This window comes from Pseudomonas sp. AL 58 (genome assembly GCF_036348395.1).
In the GTDB taxonomy this organism is placed as follows: Bacteria; Pseudomonadota; Gammaproteobacteria; order Pseudomonadales; family Pseudomonadaceae; genus Aquipseudomonas; species Aquipseudomonas defluvii.
Window position 1 is genome coordinate 189,857 of record NZ_JAZBQR010000004.1, and the last position, 22,942, is coordinate 212,798.

The following is a 22,942-nucleotide window of genomic DNA, read 5'->3' on the forward strand; positions in this document are numbered from 1 at the left end:
TTTGGTGGAACGATACGGTTGAACCATGGGTTGACGATGGCGCTCAAGACACAACCGGCCGAGGCAATGCCCCTGGGCGCAGCGCCGCCTCGACATTGAGTTGGCCCATCAAGGCATCAAGAATCTGTCGATGGGCATTGCCATCACCAAACGGGTTCTTCCAGGTCACCTGCGTCTTGAACAGTGCTTGTGCCGCCTCGACCAGGCTGTTGGCACCCACATGGGAAACCAGGCGGGCACCACCGGTTTCCAGACTTTCCGGGCGCTCAGTGTTGGGGCGAAGTATCAGGCAGCGCCGCTGCAGTACGCACGCCTCTTCCTGCAACCCACCGCTGTCGGTCAAGACCAAGGCTGCGCCTTGCAGCAAGGCCAGCATGTCCAGGTAACCCACCGGATCAATGGTGCGGATACGCGACATACCCTGCAGCACCTTCCAGTGCCGCTGGTCGAGCCGCGGGTGGACGGGAAACACCACCTGCCGCTGTTGCTCTTCAGCCAGGCACTGCACCGCCTGCATCAACTGCGCAAAATGCGCAGGGTCGTCGGTATTGGAAGGTCGATGACAGGTCAGCAACAGGTAGTTGTCGTGCTGCAAACCCAGTCGCTCATGGATGACGGATCGTTCGGCAGCCGCACGCGCATGAAGCAGCGTCGCGTCATTACCCGTGTTACCGGTAATGAGCACATTCGGGCCCTCAATACCCTCTCTGGCCAGCAGCTCAACCTGCAGGGGCGACGGACAGAACCAGAAGCTGGACAGGTGATCCAGCAGCACCCGGTTGGTTTCCTCCGGCATACTCCGGTCGAAACTGCGCAACCCTGCCTCCACGTGCCCGACCGGAATACAGGCCTTGCTGGCGGCAAGCCCACCTGCCAATGCACTGTTGGTGTCCCCTTGGACGATGACACAATCAGGCTTCACTTCCTGCAACACCGGCTCGATGCCCATCATCATCCGGGCCAGTTGCAAGCCTGCAGGGCCAGAGCCCACGCCCAGGTTGAAATGCGCACGAGGCAAACCAAGCTCTTCAAAGAACAGACGATCCATGGCCGCGGCATAATGCTGATTGGTGTGGATCAAGGTGTATCGCACACCGTCACGGATACAGGCAGATATCAACGAAGACAGCTTGATGATCTCGGGGCGAGTGCCCAATACGAATGCTATATGCATTTATCCTTATGCCCCAACTGTCCTGTAGCCTGAATCATGTGTGGATCGGGAATGAACTCATCCAGGGCGCCATTGACCATCAGCAGGCTGCGGTCGGTGTAGCGCAAGACCGTCAAGCGATGAGTGATCAGCAACACCGCCAGGCCCGGCCGGGCAGCGCGCAGCCCCTCTAAAAAACGACTTTCAGTCGATTGATCCAGGGATGCCGTTGCCTCATCAAGGATCAGCAACGACTGAGCGTGGAGCAAGGCGCGCGCCAGACCGATGCGCTGCCGCTCACCACTGGAAATCCGCTGTTCGAAAACCTCCACCGGTGTATCCAGCCCTTCTGGCAGGCGTTCGAGCAACGACCCGATATCCGCGATGTGAAGCGCTTCCACTAATTGCTGGTCAGTGCAGTACTCGCCCAGAAAACTGACATTATCACGCAACGTCCCGGGGATCAGCGTCGTTGATGCACCGGCATAGCCAATGCCCGCGTGCGGGCGCCCTGCACAGAACCACTGGATACGGCCCTGGAGGGGCTGTAACGCGCCAATCAGCAGGTCAACCAGCGTCGACTTCCCGACCCCGGACTCACCGACCAGCCCTGTCCACTCCCCCTTGCGCAGGCAGAGGTTCAAGCCACAGATAACGTCTTGGCCAGCACCGGGATAGCGGTACCGCAACGACTCACAGAGCAGCAATTGCTTTTCTGATTCATCTTCACACGGTGCGATGAGCGCCTCATTGGCTGCACGCGGCGCTACGGCAGTCAGTTGCGCCAAGGCAGGACGAACGAACCTCAAGGTTTGCAAAATGCTCGTGATGCGTCGAAAGCCAAGAATCAAACGCAGCCCCACTGCCGAAAACAGTGCTAGCAAATGGAAGTCCGCCTGCCCGGAACCCTCGCTGGCCACCAATACAGCACTGCCAAGGACCAGCAGGAAAAACAGCTCCATAACCGGCGACTGGATGTCCATGAATGTCCGCTCACGGGCACTCTCTCTGGAGAAATGCCTGGCGACCGGACGATACCGGGCGAGAACCGCAGGCACTCGCTGGTAGAGCCGAATCTCCCGCAGGCAGGCGACACTGTCGGTCACCCAGCGCTGCATCAAGGTCTGATGCCTGAATTTCAGGTCGCCGCGAGCGCCCATCAGTAGGCGTGACACGACGTTGCCAATGCAGAGCGCAACCAGCAAGGCCACAACCATCATCGACGTGGCAACAGGCTCCAGCGCCACCAAGACACTCAGCAGGACACCAATCAGCAGAGCTTCCGTCAGCAGGTCGAGGCTCGGCAGAATGGCCCCCATCACGATCCTTGGCACGACAAAATTGACCGCAACATTGCTGCTCTGCGCATGGGTTTCCTGCCGTTGCCGAACACCCGGCGCCAGCTCTCGCTCTAGGACACTCATCGACACCAGCAGCGTCCATTGGTCGATCAGCCAGCCACGCAACCACAGCAGCAGCGGCGTCAAAATACCCTTGCACAGCACCAGGATCGCCACCAGCAACAGCATTGGCGACAACACACCGTGCAATGGACCATACGAGAAGGCTTCTACCTGTGCATACCAGCCCCCCATAGGTCGGCCCACAGGAAGCATGAGGGCAAGGACGCCTGCCAACAGCAGGGCGGATAACGCGTCAATGCTCGCCTTGCCCAGCAGCAGCAACAGCATCGAAGCAAGGCTCACCCTGCTTGCGCCGCACTGCCTGACAAAGCCCAGGGCACGTGATGGAATCTGCAACAACGCCACAGGCTTGTTGATACTCATGAGCTCACCGCTCGACGCGGCGTAACCAGGCGGGCGTAGTAGGCGGCCAGCTCGGGCGCCTTGCGTTGCCAGGTAAAACCCTCCTTGACCGCCTCAATGACGGTATCCGGCACAGCGCTGCGGGCCGTGCGAGAAAGGCATTCGCTCAAAGCAGCAATATCGCCAACCGCGAACACCTCGCCCCACCCAACCGCGTCGGTGATGGAGCGGCAGCCCTCGATATCCGAGCAGGCAATCGGCACCCCGGCCAGCAGCGCCTCCAATACCACGGTAGGCATACCTTCGCGCTCCGAGGCCAGGACCATCGCATCACAGCCTGCCATCATCTGTTCACTGACAGCGTCATCCTGCCAGCCATGGAAACGCACGCGTGAGGCAAGGCCCAACTGCATGACCAAGGCTTCGAGCCGGGCGCGGTCCTCGCCTCGCCCGATGATATGCAGCACCGCTTGCGCGAGCGGCGGCGTGGCCAACGCAGCAATTACATCGTCCAGGCGCTTGACCGGGTCAAGCCGCCCAACAGACAACAACGCAGGTGCGCCCTCCAGGCGGTCGACGCCAGCCGAGACGGCCTGACGCCGCCCCTCGATACAGTTGGGTACGATCATCACACTGGCCGGATGCAGGCCGCGCCGGGCCAGATCGGCGACCCAACCCTCATGCAGTAGCACCACCACACCGGCAGCGCGCACCAAAGCCCGCTCTATCGTGCTGTCCCAGAGCGCCTTGAGCGCTCGGCGCCACGGCGTCCCCGTGTCGTAGTAACAGTGCGGCGTGTAGACCACCGGCACACCGCGCAGCCACGCGAGAAACGCGGCAGACGCAGCGAACGGGGTGCGGGCACCGTGGACATGCACCAGGTCACTGGCACCAACCGCCGCCCACAGGTGCCTGTACCCACCTTGCTGCACGCGACAGGGGGCAGCGCCCGCATCAATTGTCGGGGCCAGAATGTGCAGTTCAATCTCGGTATTTTCCTGCATTGCCTGGACGAGCCCCTGGATGTGGCGCGCCACACCGCTGGACAACGGCTGGAATTCCTTACTGACATGGAGTACGCGCATCACTGCGTACACGCCGCAGACGACGGCTGGTCGATTCGTTCAAGCAACCCTGTGAGCCCTCCGGACTGGCTGGAAAAACTGGCGCGCAACCACTGGGCCTGCGCCTTGGCCGCCTCGCGACGAAACTCGGCATCCTCGCGCAAGCGCCTATAAACAGCCACGGCCTGCTCGGCCGTATCGGCACGCAATGGGGCGGCCAGTACGCTGCGGGCCGCATGATTACCTTCGAGCGGGAGTTGCAGCGCGACCACCCAATGCCCTGCCAACGCCGCATCCAGCATGGCCGTGGAGCAATAGCCCATGACCAGGCGAGGCGCACACGCACCGGGCTGCAATTCCGGGTGCGGAGGATGCCGGGTCGCCAGCGCCGCGGGCCCCGTATAAGGCTCGCGTTCCAATGGATGCAGGAGGATCCTCGCCTGCGGGGCACGTTTCAAGAGGGCATCGGCAAACTCGCGCAACGCGCTATCAATTCGGTCCCCCAGCACGTACGCATGAGTTTGCGACAGCAAGGCAAGCCCGTCTGGCGCCTCAAGCACACGTAGCGGTACCTGGCCACGGCCCAGTGCGTCCTCGACAAGACGGCTGGACCGGCTGTCGACTGCATCGAACGCCTGACGGCTGCTACCTCCCCAGATCAGGTACCAGTCCGCACGGGTGGGAAAAAATTCATCGGTAGGCACGCCGTGCTGCAAGCAAATGGCAGGCAGGCCTTTGTTGATCGCCGCCCGGCTCATCAGGTCGAAGTCATTGTGCAGCAACAGCACGCCGCGGCTATTGGCCAGCGTCCGCCTGAGACTGCCCTGCCACAGCCGACGCCGGGCCAGGCAGCAGGCCAATAACAGCGGGCGCCGCAACAACAGGGTGCCGACGAGAACACGCAAGCTAGATAACAGATCGGCTACGCCAGCCCGTGCGGGGCGCGCAACCTGCAGATTCGATGGGAAAGCCTTGGAGGATAACCGTGGGTGAGCCAGTATCAGCCGCTCATACCCAGCCAATGCAAGCGCTGGCAGGCTACGCTCCAGCGTACCCCAACCACTGGCGCCATGAAGCGTGGTCAGCAGAATCGCCTGTCGCCCTGCAGAAACCGGCAAACCAGGGCCTGCGCGCAGCAACAATAGCCAGGCATCGCGCAGTAAAGCGCCGAAGGCTCGCAGCCCCGCCGCCAAGGACGTTTTTCCTGCAGCGAGGTAGAACAGCTCGTGACGTACATCTACCGCTTCATCGCCAAAGTGCTGACGCAACGCGGTGAGGTGCTCCGAGAAAGATCCCCGCCAAACCGACGACTTCATCGGGTAATATCCCTATTCGTTGATGGCACTACGCTACAGATGCTTGATTGAGTTGCCAACCTCCCATTGGAAATGGGCCGCGCCCCCACCAAGGATGGATATCCACGCCAATCATGCCCACTCATCGTTCCCCTGCTGCAAGCAGCGAGATACCTCGCGCTCACCTCCAAAATGTACCGTCCAACGACGCACTGTTGCGCGCCACCCTCTGGTTGATGGGCTTCGGCCAGCACGTCGCAGAGGTAGACAGCCAGGCGCTCAACGCTTTTGTACGACACCATGGTGTTGCAGGCCTGCTCGATCGCACGCGCGTCGAAGCCCTCGACCGGACGCACTCAACAGCACTCGCCCAGGAACAGCGACGCATTGCATTGCGGGCCCTGCAACTGGGTGCGGCACTCCAGAACCTGATCCCGGCAATGACCGCACGCGGCTTGCAGCCGCTGGCGCTAAAGGGCCCGGCACTGGCCGTTCAGGCTCACGGCGCGCTCAGCACACGTGGTGGCGTAGACCTGGACATCCTGCTCAGCGAGGAGCAGTGGCCGGCAGCGCTTGAGGTATTGCAACAGCAGGGGTACGCGCCTGCGCCAGGGCAGCGCCTGCCACTTGCCAGAGGCACCCACGAGTTGGTCCTGCTGCACCGGGAACGTCGCCCGCGTGTCGAATTGCACCGTCGGCTGCTGCGCCACCGACACTTGATCGCGGACACCCAGGGGATGGCTCAGGAGGTTGACCTGCAAGGCACCCGGGTGGCCAGCCTCGACCCCATCCATGCCCTGCCTTACCTCATCGCGCATGCAAACCAGCATTGCTTTCGCAGACTGATCTGGCTGATGGATATTCACGCCCTGCTGCAACGAGCCGATCTGGACATGCAGCGCGTTGCCCGCGAGATTCAGCGAACGGGCACCTGCGCGATGCTGGATACCTGCCTCACGCTGCTCGACACATTGTTCGGCACGCCAGTAGCCGCTCCACTCCAGCGGGTTCGCCGCCCTTGTCGGGCCAGCCACATCATGGCCGCGCTGGCGCTGGAGGCGATTCGTGAATCACTGTCCGACGATGAAGTGGCTCAACGCCTTGGCCCCTTGAAACGGGTGTCCATGGACATTGCCCTGCAGGACAGCCTGAGCGGGCGCTTGCATGCATTGAGTGGCTGGCTGAGCCCGACCGACAAGGACAGTAACTGGATGACGCTGCCACCGGCCCTGTCCTTTCTCTATCCCTTAATCCGCCTTTACCGACTCGCTAGACGGTTTCGTTGAATAGCCGCCCCAATGGCCGTGCGGCGCCATCAGCCATTGCACGAACGCCTCTCTGAGCCAGTGCAAGACACGGGGCCGGGCTCAACGGCCTTTCAGTGACAACCTGCCAAGGCGCACGGCCGCGCGCGGATAGCCATTGCGAAGACTCAAGGGCCGAATCTGCCTGTGAATATGCGCGGTCAGTTCGGTCAGTCGTTGCGGGGTTAACGGCGCAGAGGTAACTGCCTGAGCACCAGGCCTGGCATAGACCCGCAAGTTGCCTTCATAAATGCCATGAGCCTCACGGCAGATGCGATGCACCGAGAAGCCATTATTGCGCAGCAGTGCTTCAAGGGTTTGCGCACAAAAATAGCTACGGTGGGAAACATGAATTTGCCACAAGCCCAGCCCAGGCCAATTGGCACCCATATCGGGTACTTCAATGACCAGCCACCCTTGCGGATCAATGAGCCCGGCTAACCATTGAAGCGCCTTGCCAGGCTCTTCCAGGTGCTCAAGGACATGAAACAAGGTGATCAGTTGCGGCTTGAACGGCAACCGAGTGCTTGCATTCAGCCCTTGCGCGCGAACCTTGTCTCCCAACCCCAGCGTGTGTACCGCATGATCGCGCTGCGGTCCGCCAGGCTCCAGGCCCAAGTACTGCTCACAGCCATTGCTGCGACACGCCGCGAGGAAAAACCCAAGGCCGGCCCCCACATCCAGCACCGACTCAACGGCACCGATGACCGAAGTAATCTCACTGTGCCGATAGCCTGCCATAAGGCGATAGTTCCAGAGCATCTTGTCCGAAGGTGGCTGGGCCATCAGACGCGGATAGACCTGTTCATAGAACGACGCCTGAACGTCCCCCTGCAGCCCGCGCGCCAAGTACACCAGACCACAACCACGGCATACCGAGAGATTCACTCGCAAAAAATAACGATCCCGGCGCCAGACCGGATGCGGATCATTTAACCCACAGGACGGGCAAGACAGCGTCACCAGGCGCTGGTCAAGCGTGCGCAGATCGGTGAGCAGGGAAAAGGCTCGAGGCACCGGCATTGATATCCATCCGTGAAGATTAAAGAACGAAACCGTGCCCGAAGAGGCCATGTCGCGCAAGTACCCTATCCAGAAGCACCTGCGAAGGCCTGAAAAAGCGGTCTCGATTAACTAAATGCAGGCGTAAATGCTGGCCAATTGCAACAGCCTGCAGGCTATGGCAAATTCACAACACCTCGACAGCATGGGTGTTCGACCGGATAGCGGACGGACGGCAGGAGGCCATCAGCGTTCCCTTCAGGTTGGATGCATGTACTCGACAGCAGCACAGGGCCCGCAGCGGCCTCAGGATGACGAAACTTCACTCGGCGAATTGTTCCTGCGTGTATTGCGCTTCTACCAACGCTTCGGCCGGTTACTGTTGCTACCAGCGTTGGTCCTGTCGGTGTGCGCAGCGTGGTGGGTTGCCCAACGCCCCCTGTATAACGTAACGGCCTTAGTTGAAGTTCCCGATATTTCGCTTGAAGAATGGCGACAAACTCAGTCGTTCCTGTGGGACGAACGCTGGGTGGCGAAGTCTTTTAGCGATGCGGATGGCGGATCAACACCTCCTCAACTCAAGCGAATGGCGCTAAACCCGGCGTATTGGGCCCGTACGGTACTCTACCGTTCGGCACTGAACAGAGACGATCTGCGCGACGTACCAGTCGCAGAACTCCAGAAGACCCGGGGCCTGGGCCTGAGCCTGTCAGTACAGGCGCGCGATGACGCGCAGGCCAGCCGTACCTTTGAGCTGCTAACCCGACATGTGCGCGAAGCCTTGCTGGCCAACAGCCTGATAGGCCTGATCCGTGAAGGCCAGCAGGCACTTGCCCGGCGCCCGCAGTTGCACCTCGACTTGCTGCAAACAGACTTCGACATCGAGCAGTACCGCCAACGTATCGAAGATATGCGCCGACTGTTGGAGCGTTACCCCGAACTGCGACACATGGAGGCCAACACCGTCGTGTCGGTGAGCGACGGTGGCGGCAAGTACCTCGCACCATTGCCGCAGATCGTGGCGCTGGAAGCGACCGTTTCCGAGCTGCAAGCCAAATCGCGCAAGCTCCGTCGTGAGCTGGAAAAGCTCGACTGGACAACACAATTGCTGACGGGCATGGACCAGACCGTCCGCAATGTCTCCTCCGGGGAGGAGATCATCGACAGGTTACGCGAGAACCGAAACAAACTGCTCGCCGACAACCCGCAACTGCCAACTGTTGCTCAGGAGGCAGTCCAGGACATGAGCCTCAAGCTGGCGCTGGCCGAGGCCCGGCAGCAGGCCATCGGCATCAAGACACGCTCGGCGCTTTCCAGTGTGCTGGTAACGGCACGCAACCCCGTCGTGGTCGGCCTGATCGTTTTCGGGGTGCTGTTTGCGGGGCTGTCGCTGTTGTTGGCGATCCATGCCCTGTTGCACCGGGATCGTGAAATCCTGACCTGGCTGCCACGCCCCCTGCGTCGCAGACTGATCGTCGAGGTGCGCCCATGATGCGCCTGTTGGTCACCGGTGGAGCCGGTATGCTGGGGCGTCGCGTTACCCGGCAATGGCGCGAGGCCGGCGGCGAAGTTGCGGTGCTGGACAACCTGTCGAGCGGCCTGCCGATGCCGGACGAAGCCACCCTGGCGGTGTGCGGCGATCTGTGCAACAACGAAACACTGACAGCCCTGCTGGACGCGTTTCGTCCAGATGCCATCATCCACCTGGCAGCGGTGCATCACATTCCCACCTGCGAAACCCAACGCGCTCACTGCCTTGACGTCAACGTCGTCGGTACCGAGCGATTACTGGCCGCCGCGGAGCAGGCAGATATCAGGCGCATCGTGATTGCGTCAAGCGGCGCCGTCTATGCCTGGCAGGAAGCCCCGCTGGCAGAACTCACCAGCCCGCTGGCGCCCTGCGACAACTATGCCCTGTCCAAGTACAGCAACGAACAACAGTTGAAGTTCTGGGCCAGCCGCGGCCAACGCGTGGGCCGAGCAGCCAGGATCTTCAACGCCATTGGCCATGACGATCCCAATGGGCACCTGATTCCCGAGGTGCTGGCACAACTGCGCAGTGCAAGCGATGGGCGCGTGCGCCTGGGGAACCTGACCCCAAGGCGCGACTACCTGCACGCTGACGACATCGCTCGCGGCCTGATCGCCATGCTGCTCGACCCTCGCCACGATGTTCCGTTCGATACCCTGAACCTGTGTTCTGGCGTGGAGCATTCCGTAGAGCAATTGGTCCGGCAACTGGGCCAGATTCTCGGCATGCCGGTAGCGGTTGAAGTTGACCCGGCGCGCAAGCGCCGAGTCGACCGCCCCAGCCAACTCGGTGATCCCGGCCGCACGCTGGAACTGCTTGGCTGGCAGCCACGTTTGCGCTTCGATGAAGCCTTGCGAAGGGTCGTGTTTCCGGACAGTGTGCAGTGAATCCAGGCGCCTCTCACGAGCCTGCTCAACCGACGCCTGGCAAACACGCTCGACACCCCAAGGCGGGATCGATCAGCCAGCCGTTGCTGTTCGCGGCCTCGACGTACGCGCTGGGCCAAGTGGCCAATTTCCTGTTCCAGTTACGCCTGCTGTACCTGTTGGGCCCTTCGCAATACGGTGAAACCGGACTCGCCCACCTGCTGCTGGTTACGCTGATTTTCCTGGCGGACCTCGGCTACTCGTCACTGTTCCTGCGCGAATCCGGCAACTCGCCCGACTGGCAACACACCTGGCGATATGCCTTGGGACATCGGTTGGCCGCTACCGCCGCGCTGCTGGCCGCCAGCGCACTCGGCTGGCAGCTATGGGGCAGTGAGGGTGCCAGCCAGGAGTACCTGCTCTGGGCCGCGCCAGCCTGCCTGCTCGCGCTGTTCAATTATTCGTCGCCAATGATCGCCGAGGGGCGGCGTTTGGCCGGTCTGCTGGTCACACAAGTCGCTTGGCCCGCCGCACTGCTCTTCTGGTACCTGTTACAGGACACGCTCGCGCAGTCGATGGCGGCCACCGCCGGGCTATCGGTCAGCCTTGGCTATCTGGTGCAGGCACTCGTCAATGTGATCTGCAGCCGCCAACTCAAGCTCTGGCTGCCTTTGGCGGGCAAAGGTCAGATAGGCGCCGCTGTCCATCTCTCGCTGATCGGCATATGCGGCACCCTGCATGACCGGCTCACACCGTTTCTGCTGGCACCACTGGCACCAACTTTCCTGCCGTTTTTCCTGATCTTGAACCACGTGCTCAGCGGCCTTTCAGGGATACAGGCCCAGCTTGCACGGCTCCTGCTGCCCACTGCCAACACGGCACCCGGGCAGGCGCGGATTCTGACTGTGGCCTCACTGTTGCTGTGGGGCACAGCAACAGTATTGCTGGCGGGCCTGCTGATAAAGGACCTGGCGTTGTTTACTGGGCAACGCCCATGGCTGGGGCTGGCAGCAATCGTGATATTCGCTTGGGGGATCTCAGCATCGAGTGGGGTTCTCGCCACACTGCTCATCAGCGCTCGCCTGGAGGGTCGCTTGATGAGGTTGCTGGTGATCGGCATGACCGGCAGCGCACTGCTGCAGATCGGCGCCGCTTGGGCAGGCGACGCCGGTTACCTTCTGTGGGCCCGCATGGCAGGCGTACTCGCGATATTGGTCTGGCAGCTCAAACTGCTCAAGCTGCGCTTCGGGCTCGCTGGGCTGACGACCCTGGCCCTGTCGTTGCTCGCGTGTGTTGCCGACGCAACCGATTGGGCGATGACGATCGGCACGGTGCTGTTGCTGCCAATCCTGATCGGACTGCTGCGGCAGATGCCCTGCTATTTGCCCGTCCGCCGCGCAGGCGCTCACCCATGAACACACCGGAGCAGCTGCCATGTGCGGTTTGATTGCAGTACGCGCGCTCCACGCCTCCGCCGGCCTGGAACAAAGGGCCAGATCGGCACTGGCGAGCCTGGCCCGACGTGGTCCGGATGCAGAAGGGCTACTCACCGTAGAGCAGGCACCCGCGACCCTGCTCGGCCATCGCCGACTGGCCATCCTCGATACCAGCAGCGCTGCCGAACAGCCTATGCGCTGCCCGATCAGCGGTACGGTGCTGGTGTTCAATGGTGCGATCTACAACTTTGTCGAGCTGCGCGAAGAGCTTCGCGCACTGGGCTGCCTGTTCGTCACAGACGGCGACACCGAGGTGCTGCTACAGGGCTGGCGCCTCTGGGGTGAAAAGGTATTTGCTCGCTGCAACGGCATGTGGGCGGCGGTGCTATGGGATGCGCCCAGCGGCGATCTGATCTATTGCCGCGACCGGCTCGGCGTGAAACCGCTGTACCTGCATCACGATGGGCACCACGTAACGCTGGCCAGCGAAATCAGCGCAATTGCCGCAATGCGCGGCGGCTACCCAGCCCCTAACCCAGAGAAACTGTTCGATTTCCTGGTCACCGGCTTTTCCGAGCAAGGCACCGCCACGTTCTTTACCGGCGTTCAGGCGGTACCGCCTGGCCAGGTCTGCCGCATGAGCCGAGCCGGGCGTTTCAGTGCCGCCCCTTATCATGACTGGCCCGAGCCCGGTAGCGCAGAACCGCTGTCGAGCACTGAAGTGCGCGAGCTGGTGGAAGATGCAATTCGCCTGCGCCTGCAGGCAGACGTCCCCGTGGCCAGCCTGCTGTCCGGCGGGCTGGACAGCTCCATCATCACGCGTGTCGCGCTTGGCGCCAGCCAGCAACACCGACAGCGGCTGTCGGGCGCCTTTACCTACGGCTATCACGACGCTGTGCAGTCGGCGTTCGATGAGTCGGCCAGAGCCACAGCGTTCATGGGCGACAGTGGTCATGCGGCCTTGCATCGAATACTGCGCTTTAACCCCATCCCCTCAGCCGATGAGCTAATGAACCTGGTCAGCGTCCAGGGCGAGCCGTTCAGCACGCCCTCGGCGATTGCCGGCTTCAGAACCTACCGTGCCATCCGCGAACAAGGCTACAAAGTCGTGTTATCCGGGGAAGGCGCCGACGAGCTGTTCGGCGGGTACACCGCGCGTTACCACGCCCTGGCGACGAGGGATGCGTTCAAGGCGGGCAAACTGCTGCATATGATTCGCCTGCTCAGGTACCGCACTTTCGCACCCGGCCTGCTCTTGAATCGCCTGGTCTGGGACCTGCCACTGCCTGCGGTGGGGGCATTGCTGCGGCGCAAAAGACCCAGCGTCGGCCTGATGAGCGAGGCACTCTGGGCGTCGCAGCGGCATCGCCTGGAATACCTGCAAGAACGCATGCGCAGCAATCTGGAAACCCGGCTGCGCCAGGATGAACTCGATAACCTGCTGCCCATGAGCCTGCGGATTGCCGACCGCAACAGCATGAGCGCGGGTATCGAACTACGCAGCCCATTCATGGACCATCGCCTGGTGCAACGCGCCTTTGCCACCCCGGCATTGACGCGGGTGGGTGAAGGGCGCTCCAAGGCGCTGCTCCGGGACGCCTTCAAAGGGCTGCTGCCCGAGGCCATCATCGAAACGCCGAAGAACACCGGTTTCGGTCATGCCGAACAGTTTCTCGTCGGTCGTTTGCCATGGCGCGAGTTGCTCGATGACCTGCCCTCCGGGCTGGCGGCATTCATCGACGTGGATGGGCTCCGCGCCCAGCTCGCCCAGCCCCGTCAGCACAGCACGTTGTGGCTGGCACTGTCAGTAGCGCTCTGGTATCGGAGGTTCCATGCGTGAGCACAGCGTGGACTGGGGGTTGGCAGCGGACTGCGGCCAGTGTCGCCTGTGCGGCAGCACCGAGGCACAGCGGCATTTCTGGCCGGAGGTCTATGCCAGATCAGGCCAGCAACTGAGGCGTTGCGGACATTGTGCGGCGGTTTATCTGGCGCCGGGCTTTACCGAAGCCGGCCTGTCGCGGTTCTATGAAGGCGCCTACCGCCGCCTGTTTCCGGCGGAAGTACCCTGGCACAGCACCACGCGCTTCTTTGCCTGGCGCGGCGACCGGGAAACTGCCCGCCTGCGTCTGTCGCTGATTGCGCCGAAGCTGCCACAGAAGGCGCATCTTTTTGAAATGGGTTCGGGCTTCGGTGCTTTTCTCGGCGAGGCCTCAATGCTGCGCCCAGACCTGCAACTGACGGCCAGCGAGCCGGACACCTCGCACCGCGGCGCCTTGCTGGCGCACGCGCAGGTCGCGTTCATCAACGACCTGTCCGCCCTCCCAGCAGAGCACCTGGACGCGCTGGTAGCGTTCCATGTCCTGGAACACCTGATCGACCCTCGGGGTTTCCTGGAACAGGCCGCACGCACGCTCCGAGTAGGCGGACAGCTATGGATAGAGGTGCCGGACCTGATGAGCGACTGGCAGACGCGCCTGTTCGTGCACCCAGCTCACTTGAGTTACTTCTGCGCCGACAACCTGCAACGCCTCGCCGAAGCAGCCGGTCTGCAGGTCACCTACTGCGGCGCTCATCCACTGACGGCATTGCCCGGCACGCTGTGGCTTGAAGCAAAACGCCCGGAACGCCTCGTGCAATCCCCCATGGCGCCCGCTGCCAAGGCAAGCGTCAATACCATTGATCAATGGATTGAACGGGTTGACTGGGGCTTCAAAGACCGCCTGAAGGCCATGCTCAAGCGTGCGGCCCTGAGCCTGCTCGGAGCTGGCGCGCTCGGCGAGCTGCAGCGCTGGCGCCAACATCGTGCCCGGCAGCGTCAGGAGCCGCGCCGATGAGGTTCGTGGCGCTGGTGATCATCATACTTTGGGTCCACTTGGGCGACCTTGGCAGTGCCTGGCTGTATGATGGCGGCGCGTGGCCTGGCGCGGGCGTGCTGCGCAATCTGCGCGACCTGCTGGTCATCGTCCTCGCGGGCTGCTGCCTACTCAGCGTACGCATGCCGACGCGCCTGCTGCTGCCAATACTGGCCTATGGCAGCCTGGCAATGCTGTACCTGCTGTTCAATCGCGGCGGCGTCTCCTTTGGCATCCTGGTCGGCTCATTCGGCACTCTGCTGATACCCATGCTGTTCTTTCTGGCGGGCTATTACTGCGTCCGGGAACGCCAGCAACTGCGCAGTTGTGCCGCCCTGCTGATAACGCTGGGCATCGCCAGTACCCTGTTCGGCGCCTGGGAACAACGAAACACCCATTTCTGGATCGACACGCTCGCGTATCCGAGCTACATGCTGCATGTCAAAGGCTTGCTGCTGGGGGCTCAACCGGACACCGGGTTGCCATGGAATTTCTACTCCAACCTTGAGCTGGATCGCCGGGCCGCAGGCCTGCTGGCCTCGCCTTTGGCCCAGGGAATGTTCCTCGCCGTCGTCGCGCTGACCGCAATCGCTTGGTTAGAGCGGCGCGCACGCTGGTTCGGCCTTGCCTTGTGCGGCCTGATGTTCATCGGTATCTGGATGTCCGGGACCCGAGGCGCCATGCTCGCGGGCAGCCTGGCGCTGGTCGGTTACCTGATGACCGGCACGACCTTGTTCCGCTCCCGGTATTCACGCCTGGTGATCGCGGGGTGTGCCTGTATTGCTATCGCTATTGCGTCATACGGCATCGTGCTCATCAGCATCCGATTTCAGGATGGTTCAACCATCGGTCACTGGATGGCCTTGCAGAAAAACCTTCAGGACTTGCCCAAGGTATTGCTGCTGGGAGCCGGGTTAGGTGAGCAAGGCGCAATCGCCGCACAAGAAAGCCGCCCGGCCATCGGTGGCGGTGAAGGGGCCATCTTCAGTATCGCCTTTCAATTGGGCCTGCCCGCCGCCCTGCTCTTCCTGTACTTCTATGCCAACGTCGCGCTGGCCTTGTGGCGCGGCTATCGCCAGCACCGCGAGCCCATGGCCCTGGCGGTTTTCTGGCTGTCGCTCGGTGTCGCCACGACCCTGATCAGTTCCGAGCACGTACTGGCAGTCTCCGGTACCGGCGCTTTCTGGCTGCTCTGCGGTGCCACACTGCGCAGCCTGCCCAAAACACAACATTATGCAGCAGGGATGCGCTATGAATACTCAGCCCGGTAACCGTCGGATCGACTTTCTCGGATGCCCCCTCGACCTGATCGCCCCACACGATCTGATGGAGGAAGCGAAGCGCTCCCTTGCCGGCGAGCGCCGCCTGCACCTGGAGGGCCTGAATGTTGCCAAGCTGGTCGACGCCCGTCGCGCACCGCTGCTGATGGGCGCGCTGAACGAAGCCGAGTGGGTGCATATTGACGGTGCCGGCATTTCACTCGGGCTCAAGCTTCTGGACATACCGGTCCCACCACGCCGCGCGGGCATCGATCTGTTGGGTGATCTGTGCGCCCTGGCAGCGGAAACCGGGGCTTCTGTCTATCTGCTGGGCGCTCGCAGGGAGGTGGTGCAACTGACTGCTCAGCGCTTACTCGGCCGCTATCCGAAACTGCGCATTGTCGGGGTGCGTGATGGTTACTTCAGCGCCGAAGAAGAAGCCGATGTGGTCGAAGCGATTCGCACCAGCGGTGCAGACATGTTGTTCATCGGCATGAGCTCCCCGAAGAAGGAGCTGCTACTGCAGAAACACTGGCAGCACCTTGGCGTAAAGATAGGCATGGGGGTCGGCGGCTCGTTCGATGTGCTTTCCGGCACACTGCCGCGTGCCCCTCGCTGGATGCAAGTCATTGGCATGGAGTGGTTTTTCCGGCTGCTCATGGAGCCCCGTCGCTTGCTATGGCGCTATGTACGGACCAACGTCGCCTACCTGTTTCTGTTGATCGTCGCCAAGTTCAAAGGCCTCTTCCAGCGCCACGCCGGGTCGGGCACCAATGCGTAAGGCACGCCTGGTCAAAGCCGCCCGGGCGTTCGGGCTGAGCAAACGAGGCTTCCCCTTCATGGTTCTGCGCTCCTCGCGCACACCCATGGGGCGCATTCGTTCGGTGGCACGTTCTGAATACTTCGCCCATCGACCGTTGCTGCAGCGCTGGGCCTTGCGCGCCCTCATGACCCTGGCCTGGCCCATCGGTGCCCTGCTGGAAACCCGACGCAACCTGCGCCAAGCACCAGCGGACATACGTCCGAGCAGCCCCTGGGAGAGCGTTCGGCAGGGTTGGCAGATGTGGCGCCTGGCAATGCTGCACAATGTGCCGCCAGTGGAATTCAACAGCTACCGACTCGCCGATAAATCGCGCCAGCACCTGGCCGGCGATTACTTTTACTGGTGCGAGGCAAACCTGCTACGCACCTTGAATACGCGACGCGGCGCCTCGCATTCGGACGTTCAGGACAAGGCGCGCTTCGCTGACATTTGCCAGCGCCATGCCCTGCCCTGTATCCCCACCCTCGCCGTATTCCGCGAAGGGCGACAAGACCCTTCGCACACCCCGTTTCTGCCAGACCAGGCCAGGCTGTGGGTCAAGGACCTACACGGCAGCCAGGGTAGCGGCGCGCAACAGTGGCTGCGCGAAGCAACAGGCTACCGCGACATCAATGGCCAAACCCTGCAGCCCACTGCACTGGTGGAGCACTGGCGACAACGCGATTGCATTGTGCAACCCTGGTTGCACAACCATCCCACGCTTGCGGAGCTGTCCCACGGGCCGCTGGTAACACTGCGCATCGTCACCGGCATCACCCTGGCAGGCGAGGTGCAGGTGGTCGCAAAACTGATGATGCTGTTCACCGATGAACACCATGGCAGACGCCGCCCCATCCTCTGTGCGATCAATGCAGAAACCGGCAAGGTCACACGCAGCCTCACCGCCAAGGGCGACGTGGTTACGCATCATCCGTTGACGGGCAAGGCCATCACCGACCTTACGATCCCTCACTGGCAGGCCTGTGTGGAACTGGTGCAACGCGCCCATCGCCAAGCGTTTGAACGTTTCGTCTTTCTGGGCTGGGATGTCGCGGTAACGCCTGACGGTCCCGTGCTGATCGAAACCAACGCCGGCTGGGGATGCTTGTTTCACCAATTGATCGACGACACTGCGCTGGGTGATACGCCCTTTGCCACCATCGCACTGGAACATCTGGAAGCCTACCCATGCGCCTGATTTGCGGATTTGTACATCTGGATGGCCGAGCAGCCGAGGCCACATGCCTGGAGCGCATGGTGAGTGCGATGATCGAGCCAGGCTTGATACCGAGTGTCGCCCGCCTTCTGCAAGGGCCTGCCGCACTGGCAGTGCTGGATTTCAGTGGGGGGGAAGCCTCGTTGCCGCACGCAGCAGGCGGTGCAGTGATGGCTGCCGACGCCCGTATACACGAACCACAGATCGACGGCGAAAGGCAGCTACTGGCAGCGCTGGAAGCCCCCCACACCGAAGCGCTGAAAGGCATACTCGGAGAGTTTGCCGTGGCGCTCTGGGATGCACGTTCGCGTACCATGACCTGCGCCCGCGATGGCATGGGGGTACGACCGCTGTTCTTCACCCATCAGCCAGGCAACCTGTTCGCCTTCGGCTCACTCCCCCGGGCCATCCACGCTGGCGGTTTCGTCACCCGAGAGCTTGATCAGGACTACTTCCTGAGTGACCTGCTCGGCGCCTTGCACGGACCGGAGCGTTCGCTTTTCAGAGGCATCGAACGGCTCGCACCGGGCGAGCGGATACGCGTATCGCCGCTGCACATCGAGCGCCAGCATCACTGGCGACTGGAGCCAACCCTCGGCGGGCAGCGTACCTGCAGCCCGGAAGAGGCCGCCGAAGAAATGGCCACGCTCGTCCGCGAAGCGGTGCGTTGCCGCTTGCCTGCCGAAAGGCCGGTAGGCGCTCACATAAGCGGTGGCCTGGATTCTTCGTCACTGGCAGTCCTGGCGGCCCGCCTGCAACGCCAGGCAAACCAGCCACTGTTGGGCTACTCCTTTCTGCCCGGCAGCCTGACCGGGCTGGACCTGCAAGGCGAAGGCGATTACGTCGAGGCCGTATTGCGTCAGGAGCCGGACATCGCCTGGCAGCCGATCCGGATCGACAATCAAGCAGCGTTTGTCTTCCCACGCATGGATGTCGATCAATTGGTACCGTGCGACCCGGCTTTTCCGGATAACCAGGTCTGCGCACATGCCGCCGCTCACGGCGTGACGACCCTGCTGTCGGGCTGGGGTGGCGACGAAGGGGCCACCTACAACGGTCGTGGGGCGCTGGCAGAAGCGTTACTGGGCGGGCAATGGCGCTACCTGGCCGGAGAGTTTCGGGCGCTGGCCAACGAACACGGCCAATCCCCACTTCGAACAATACGCGCCGAATTGTTGCCTTACCTGATACCGGGCGCCGCCCTCGCTTTCTTGCGCCAGCGGCCTACCGCCGGGGCTCATCCGTACAAACTGCAAGACATGTTGAGGCTCGACGACCATCGCATCATCGGCCCAGGCATCAGGATTGGCGCCAATGCGGTGGGCAATCGCTGGCAACTGCTGGCGGCACAGCCGCACCTGGCACGCAGGACCGAACACTGGGCGTTAATGGGTGCGCGCTATGGCATCGCGTTTACTTTTCCACTACTGGACCGCCGGGTCGTCGAGTTCGCCTGGTCGTTACCCAGCACGTTGTTTTGTCGCGGCGGATGGAAACGACGCCTGTTCCGCGATGCCATGGCCAATGTACTGCCCGAGAAAATTCGTTGGCGGCGTAACAAGCTCAGCCCATTTCCCGAACTACTTATGATCCAGGCGGCGCAACGCGACGCGCTGCACGCGCAGATGGAAGCACTGCGCGCCCATCCCCTCGCAGGCGATCTTTTTGACCTGCAGGCGATACAGCGCCGCATCGACCACCTGCCCACGGTAGAGGATGCAAAACACCTTGTGCTGGCCGAGAACCGGACGCGCATGGCCAGCGCAGGCGCCATTGTGCCGATGTCGCTGCTGCGCGCCATGGCCTGGTTGCTGCAACATCACTGAGCAGGGGGGGCGCCAGATGCTTCCTGGGAAAAACGAGCCAGCTCGCTAAAACCCTGGCTGGCAGGTATGCCGATCACCCCTTGCTCGCCTACGGTCAGCCAGGCATGGGCCAACATGCGGCGACTGCCATCCGTGCTGAGCGCCATACCAAAATGCAGGGTGGAGGCGATACCACGCCGACGCAGCATGCGCTGGGCAGCAATGGCCTGGGGCAGGCATAGCAGCGTCAATGGCAGGTGCCGAGCAGCACGCACCACGGCCCGCCCGACCTGCCCCGGCAATGCAGGGTGCAAAGGCGGCAGCGACGACACTTGACCCCGCTGCGTTTGCCCTGACAACTCCCCGGCCCCTCTGGCGATCCAACGAAACGGTAAAACCTTGAGCATGGCCGCCGCGAACACGAGCGATACCGCAGCCTCCAGCGTCAGCCAGCGGTCGGCGCGGGACATACGCCTGTATTTAGCCAGCCAACGCATCGCTGACCGTGACCAAGCCGCGTTCATGCAAGGCGCCGAGAAAGGTTTCCAGCTCCTGGCGTGCCACCTCAGGGGTAACATCGTATTCGGCAAGCAAAGTAGCAAGCATGGCCTGCACCATCAGCGGCTTCTCCAGAAGCGCCCAGATCCTGGCGCCAACCGCATTGAGGTTGAAGTACTTGCCCAGATCAACGCTCATCATCAACAACTCTTCACCCGCCTCAGCCGCGAGCAACCCTTCGGTGCGCTGGAACACGCCCTCTGAAAGCAGCCTTGTATCGATCATTAAACTCTCTGCTCCATGATTGTATGGGTCATCCGATAAAAACCATTACCGCGCGCGGCTCATAGGTAACCCAGACGCTCCATGAGCGGACGATGGGCGCACACAATGCGCTCTTGCTGTGCAAGGGATAACACCTCGGACCACGCCCCCGCCCGCCCCGAGCGGAAGAACGGCGCGCTGGCTCGGCCAAGCTTTTCCCGAAAGCCATGCGTCTGCTCCTGGCGCTGCAATTGATCGAACGCAGCAAAGTGCACGGCACGCTCTATGGCTTGGGCCGACACGTCGAGGCCCAGAAACGCAACAGCCTCAGCAAATGCTGCCGCACCATTGGCCAGCAAGTCCTCATAACGCAGCAGGTGCACAGGAACCTCGCGCTGCTCAAGCCAACTGCTCACATGCTGGCTCCAACTGTACAAGACGCTGTCGAATCGAGCGACATACCGGCGCGGAACACGGCCCACGTCACCGGAGCCGTCATTCAGATAGCCAATGGCCTTGTCGAGCGAACAGCCGAAATGATGGGACAGCGATACGGCCACGTCTCGCGGATCACGAACGACATACATCGCAACACTGTGGGTGAGTCGGCCAAGTATGGGCTCACCGGCAGCGTTGAGGCGCCAAAGGTCGTGCGTTTTGATATAAGAGCGTTCCGTCGCATCGGCTGTTGCCAATCGGGCCCACTGAGGTCGCAGCCGGTCCACTTCGCTGTGGGTCAACAGGCTGGTATCGATAAGTGTCAGCGCTTCAATGGTATGGCGGCTAATGGGCGAGTTGCCCGGCAAGGTAATGTGGTTGATATCGACCGGCTGCTCATCGGCATACAACAGATTGGACAGCAACAACCGTAACCAGGTATTGCCTGACTTGGGAAAGGAGGCCAACCACACCACGCCGTGATCGCGTGCTGTCATTTGGCGCTTTCCAGACAGCCCAGAACCAGACGCACATCATCGCCAAGCCGAGCAAAATCGGCGTGCCGATCAAGCCGAAACACCTGAACCTGCCCTAGCAACGCGGCTATCTGGACAAACAACTGCGCATCACGCCCCAGGCGCGACGCGAACAGCCCACGGAACACGTCATTACGAAGCAACGCGACGGCATCAGCGGACGAGAGCTGCACAAGCCCAGGACGGTGCGCCCCCCGCGCCTCACGCAATACTACGATGGCCTGCAAGGGAACGGGCACCGGTTGGCCTTCACTGGCCGGATCCACATGAAACTTCTGCAGGCTGGCCCGCACAGCTGCACCCTGACGGTCGTTCAGGGAAAGGCGTTCAACGCTATCAGCCCATAGCCGATGCTGACGCCCGTCCGGAATCACCAAGGGCCTGCCCGCAGTGGCCGTGTGAATGACCGAAACATCATCACTGACAAAACTGCAGCCCGCCTCACACAACGCCGCCGCCAAGGTGGATTTGCCTACCCCACTCGGCCCGCAAATCGCGATAGCCTGACCCTTAAAAGAAACGGCGGACGCATGCAACACCAGGCGCTGGCGTTGATGCAGCAGCACTCCGACCACGGTACTGAGAAAAAACGGCACAACATCGTCGTCGCGGCCAGAGGCTTCGAGCTCGAACTCAACCTGTCGGCCACCGGCAATCAGAAACCGAACGATCCCCGGCACCCGGAACAACACATCGGCACCGTCGACACGCCAATTCAGGCCGTGCTCCTGCTCTGGCGTATAAGGCAAAGGAACGGTTGCCCGTTGCACCAGCACATCCGGCTCGCTCACCAGGGCCTCGGCTCTTACGATGCCGGGCAGCAGCAACTCGGAACGGACAGAGAGCCCACAAACAAGATAATCGACCAAGGTGGACCTACGTGTATTAGCAATGAACTCATTCAAAATTGCTTGGCCCGGATCCACGAAAGGCTAGGCTGCGATCACTCAGGAACGCGCCGGCCGCCAGTGAGCGCTAGAGGCGTGATGAACATCGTAGATGCCTGTCAGCCGTTTAAACACTTCAGAGACAAAGCGCTAGCGTACAAAAGCCAAGGGATATCACTCGCCGAACGGCTGCGCGGGAAGCAGATTAGGAAACAGGCCCAACTGTTACGGAGGTCTCGGTCGCATAATAGAACTTGGTCGCCTCAGTAAGACTGTTAATGCTTTGATCGCGCACCTCAGGGGTAAACCACTCTTTTTTCTGGCTCTCGGGCTGGGCGCCCTTTGCATCAACAGTATTGTGGGAGGTCACGACCAGTATCCTTTGGCAGGTTTTACTGCAGCCAATCCGCAGCAAAAAAACGGTTTAAAGCCTACATAATTGCTTTTTGCTATACAAGACATGCCCGTCAAAGTACTCCTGTCGATGGGCGCCAGATCATATGCCAATAGGGACCTGACTGGCCGGTCTGCTCGAAGCCCAGACGCCGGTACAGCCGCAGAGCCGGGTTGCTCATCTCCACGTTGAGGCTGACGGTCTTGCCCTGCATGCCGGCCTGACGCTGCACCGCACGCAGCAGCGCCGAGCCAAGCCCGATGCCGCAGCTCTCCGGGGTCAGGGATACATCGACCACCCGTACATCGTGATCCGTCCCGAACAGGCAAAGCCTGCCAACGGCGCATGCATTGTGTTCGACGATATAGAAATCGCCCCCGGCATAGGCGTTGGCATAATGACGGCGCTGCAAATCAAACTGGCTGGCCAGGAACGTATGCCGCATCTGTTCCGGCCACGCCGCAAAACCCGGGTCCGCAGCTCGGTTCGAGACGAAAAGCCGTTCCAGGAACGGCCTGTCGTCAGGGTTCTCGCCGCGCAATGCCAAGCCCGACAGCAGATATTCCATGGGCAA

The 22,942-nt window shown here is 61.8% G+C and carries 20 protein-coding genes; 10 read left to right on the forward strand and 10 right to left on the reverse strand.

The features are described from left to right. Window positions 1-43 precede the first annotated feature (43 nt). Genes wecB through UIA24_RS06255 form a run of 4 tightly spaced genes read right to left on the reverse strand, consistent with a single transcriptional unit; the run spans window position 44 to window position 5,299 of the window. Window positions 44-1,174 carry a non-hydrolyzing UDP-N-acetylglucosamine 2-epimerase gene (gene wecB / locus UIA24_RS06240; RefSeq protein WP_330522433.1) on the reverse strand — a complete coding sequence of 377 codons (1,131 nt, stop codon included), beginning with the start codon at window positions 1,172-1,174 and terminating at the stop codon, window positions 44-46. Then, complete coding sequence (locus UIA24_RS06245; protein WP_330522434.1) at window positions 1,165-2,940, reverse strand: ATP-binding cassette domain-containing protein; 1,776 nt, start codon at window positions 2,938-2,940, stop codon at window positions 1,165-1,167. The genes wecB and UIA24_RS06245 overlap by 10 nt, the downstream gene beginning before the upstream one ends. Next, window positions 2,937-4,004: a glycosyltransferase family 4 protein gene (locus UIA24_RS06250; protein WP_065759738.1), complete on the reverse strand. Its 1,068-nt coding sequence runs from the start codon at window positions 4,002-4,004 to the stop codon at window positions 2,937-2,939. The genes UIA24_RS06245 and UIA24_RS06250 overlap by 4 nt, the downstream gene beginning before the upstream one ends. Continuing rightward, a complete protein-coding gene (locus UIA24_RS06255) occupies window positions 4,004-5,299 on the reverse strand; it encodes a hypothetical protein (RefSeq protein WP_330522435.1) in 1,296 nt (431 codons plus the stop codon). The genes UIA24_RS06250 and UIA24_RS06255 overlap by 1 nt, the downstream gene beginning before the upstream one ends. A 194-nt stretch (window positions 5,300-5,493) precedes the next feature. Between UIA24_RS06255 and UIA24_RS06260 the strand changes: the two genes are divergently transcribed. Further along, entirely contained in the window at window positions 5,494-6,564 is a 1,071-nt protein-coding gene (locus UIA24_RS06260; RefSeq protein ID WP_330522436.1) for a nucleotidyltransferase family protein, read from the forward strand. An 81-nt stretch (window positions 6,565-6,645) separates the two neighbouring features. On the opposite strand, the gene UIA24_RS06265 is transcribed toward UIA24_RS06260, so the two are convergent. Beyond that, window positions 6,646-7,605, reverse strand: a complete 960-nt coding sequence (locus tag UIA24_RS06265) for a class I SAM-dependent methyltransferase (RefSeq protein WP_330522437.1) — start codon at window positions 7,603-7,605, stop codon at window positions 6,646-6,648. Window positions 7,606-7,855: 250 nt separating this feature from the next. On the opposite strand from UIA24_RS06265, the gene UIA24_RS06270 reads away from it, so the two are divergent. From UIA24_RS06270 to UIA24_RS06310, 9 genes are read left to right on the forward strand one after another with little or no spacing between them, the layout of a single operon-like run. Further along, the gene (locus UIA24_RS06270) at window positions 7,856-9,076 is read left to right on the forward strand and encodes a hypothetical protein (RefSeq protein ID WP_330522438.1); all 1,221 of its coding nucleotides are present in this window, start codon (window positions 7,856-7,858) and stop codon (window positions 9,074-9,076) included. Then, complete coding sequence (locus UIA24_RS06275; RefSeq protein WP_330522439.1) at window positions 9,073-10,002, forward strand: NAD-dependent epimerase/dehydratase family protein; 930 nt, start codon at window positions 9,073-9,075, stop codon at window positions 10,000-10,002. The genes UIA24_RS06270 and UIA24_RS06275 overlap by 4 nt, the downstream gene beginning before the upstream one ends. Beyond that, window positions 9,999-11,396, forward strand: coding sequence for a hypothetical protein (locus UIA24_RS06280; RefSeq protein ID WP_330522440.1), 1,398 nt, complete (start codon window positions 9,999-10,001; stop codon window positions 11,394-11,396). Before UIA24_RS06275 ends, UIA24_RS06280 begins: the two co-directional genes overlap by 4 nt. Window positions 11,397-11,415: 19 nt before the next feature. Then, complete coding sequence (asnB, locus tag UIA24_RS06285; protein WP_330522441.1) at window positions 11,416-13,257, forward strand: asparagine synthase (glutamine-hydrolyzing); 1,842 nt, start codon at window positions 11,416-11,418, stop codon at window positions 13,255-13,257. After that, window positions 13,250-14,251 (forward strand): class I SAM-dependent methyltransferase, encoded by a 1,002-nt coding sequence (locus tag UIA24_RS06290; protein WP_330522442.1) that lies wholly within the window; start codon window positions 13,250-13,252, stop codon window positions 14,249-14,251. The genes asnB and UIA24_RS06290 overlap by 8 nt, the downstream gene beginning before the upstream one ends. Continuing rightward, the gene (locus UIA24_RS06295) at window positions 14,248-15,540 is read left to right on the forward strand and encodes an O-antigen ligase family protein (protein WP_065759747.1); all 1,293 of its coding nucleotides are present in this window, start codon (window positions 14,248-14,250) and stop codon (window positions 15,538-15,540) included. The genes UIA24_RS06290 and UIA24_RS06295 overlap by 4 nt, the downstream gene beginning before the upstream one ends. Further along, on the forward strand, window positions 15,521-16,309 hold the full coding sequence (locus tag UIA24_RS06300) for a WecB/TagA/CpsF family glycosyltransferase (protein ID WP_099776305.1): 789 nt from the start codon (window positions 15,521-15,523) through the stop codon (window positions 16,307-16,309). Before UIA24_RS06295 ends, UIA24_RS06300 begins: the two co-directional genes overlap by 20 nt. After that, window positions 16,302-17,528 (forward strand): sugar-transfer associated ATP-grasp domain-containing protein, encoded by a 1,227-nt coding sequence (locus UIA24_RS06305; RefSeq protein ID WP_330522443.1) that lies wholly within the window; start codon window positions 16,302-16,304, stop codon window positions 17,526-17,528. Before UIA24_RS06300 ends, UIA24_RS06305 begins: the two co-directional genes overlap by 8 nt. After that, entirely contained in the window at window positions 17,519-19,372 is a 1,854-nt protein-coding gene (locus UIA24_RS06310; protein WP_330522444.1) for an asparagine synthetase B family protein, read from the forward strand. Before UIA24_RS06305 ends, UIA24_RS06310 begins: the two co-directional genes overlap by 10 nt. Here the strand turns inward: UIA24_RS06310 and UIA24_RS06315 are convergent. The 5 genes from UIA24_RS06315 to UIA24_RS06335 form a co-directional block, all read right to left on the reverse strand. Further along, a complete protein-coding gene (locus UIA24_RS06315) occupies window positions 19,366-19,821 on the reverse strand; it encodes a lasso peptide biosynthesis B2 protein (RefSeq protein ID WP_330522445.1) in 456 nt (151 codons plus the stop codon). The two genes, UIA24_RS06310 and UIA24_RS06315, sit on opposite strands and share 7 nt — an antisense overlap. A gap of 10 nt (window positions 19,822-19,831) precedes the next feature. Beyond that, a complete protein-coding gene (locus UIA24_RS06320) occupies window positions 19,832-20,134 on the reverse strand; it encodes a PqqD family peptide modification chaperone (protein WP_330522446.1) in 303 nt (100 codons plus the stop codon). A gap of 59 nt (window positions 20,135-20,193) precedes the next feature. After that, window positions 20,194-21,048 carry a sulfotransferase domain-containing protein gene (locus UIA24_RS06325; RefSeq protein ID WP_330522447.1) on the reverse strand — a complete coding sequence of 285 codons (855 nt, stop codon included), beginning with the start codon at window positions 21,046-21,048 and terminating at the stop codon, window positions 20,194-20,196. Next, a complete protein-coding gene (locus tag UIA24_RS06330) occupies window positions 21,045-21,878 on the reverse strand; it encodes an AAA family ATPase (RefSeq protein ID WP_330522448.1) in 834 nt (277 codons plus the stop codon). Before UIA24_RS06330 ends, UIA24_RS06325 begins: the two co-directional genes overlap by 4 nt. A 563-nt stretch (window positions 21,879-22,441) precedes the next feature. After that, entirely contained in the window at window positions 22,442-22,936 is a 495-nt protein-coding gene (locus UIA24_RS06335) for a GNAT family N-acetyltransferase (protein WP_330522449.1), read from the reverse strand. Window positions 22,937-22,942: the final 6 nt, after the last annotated feature.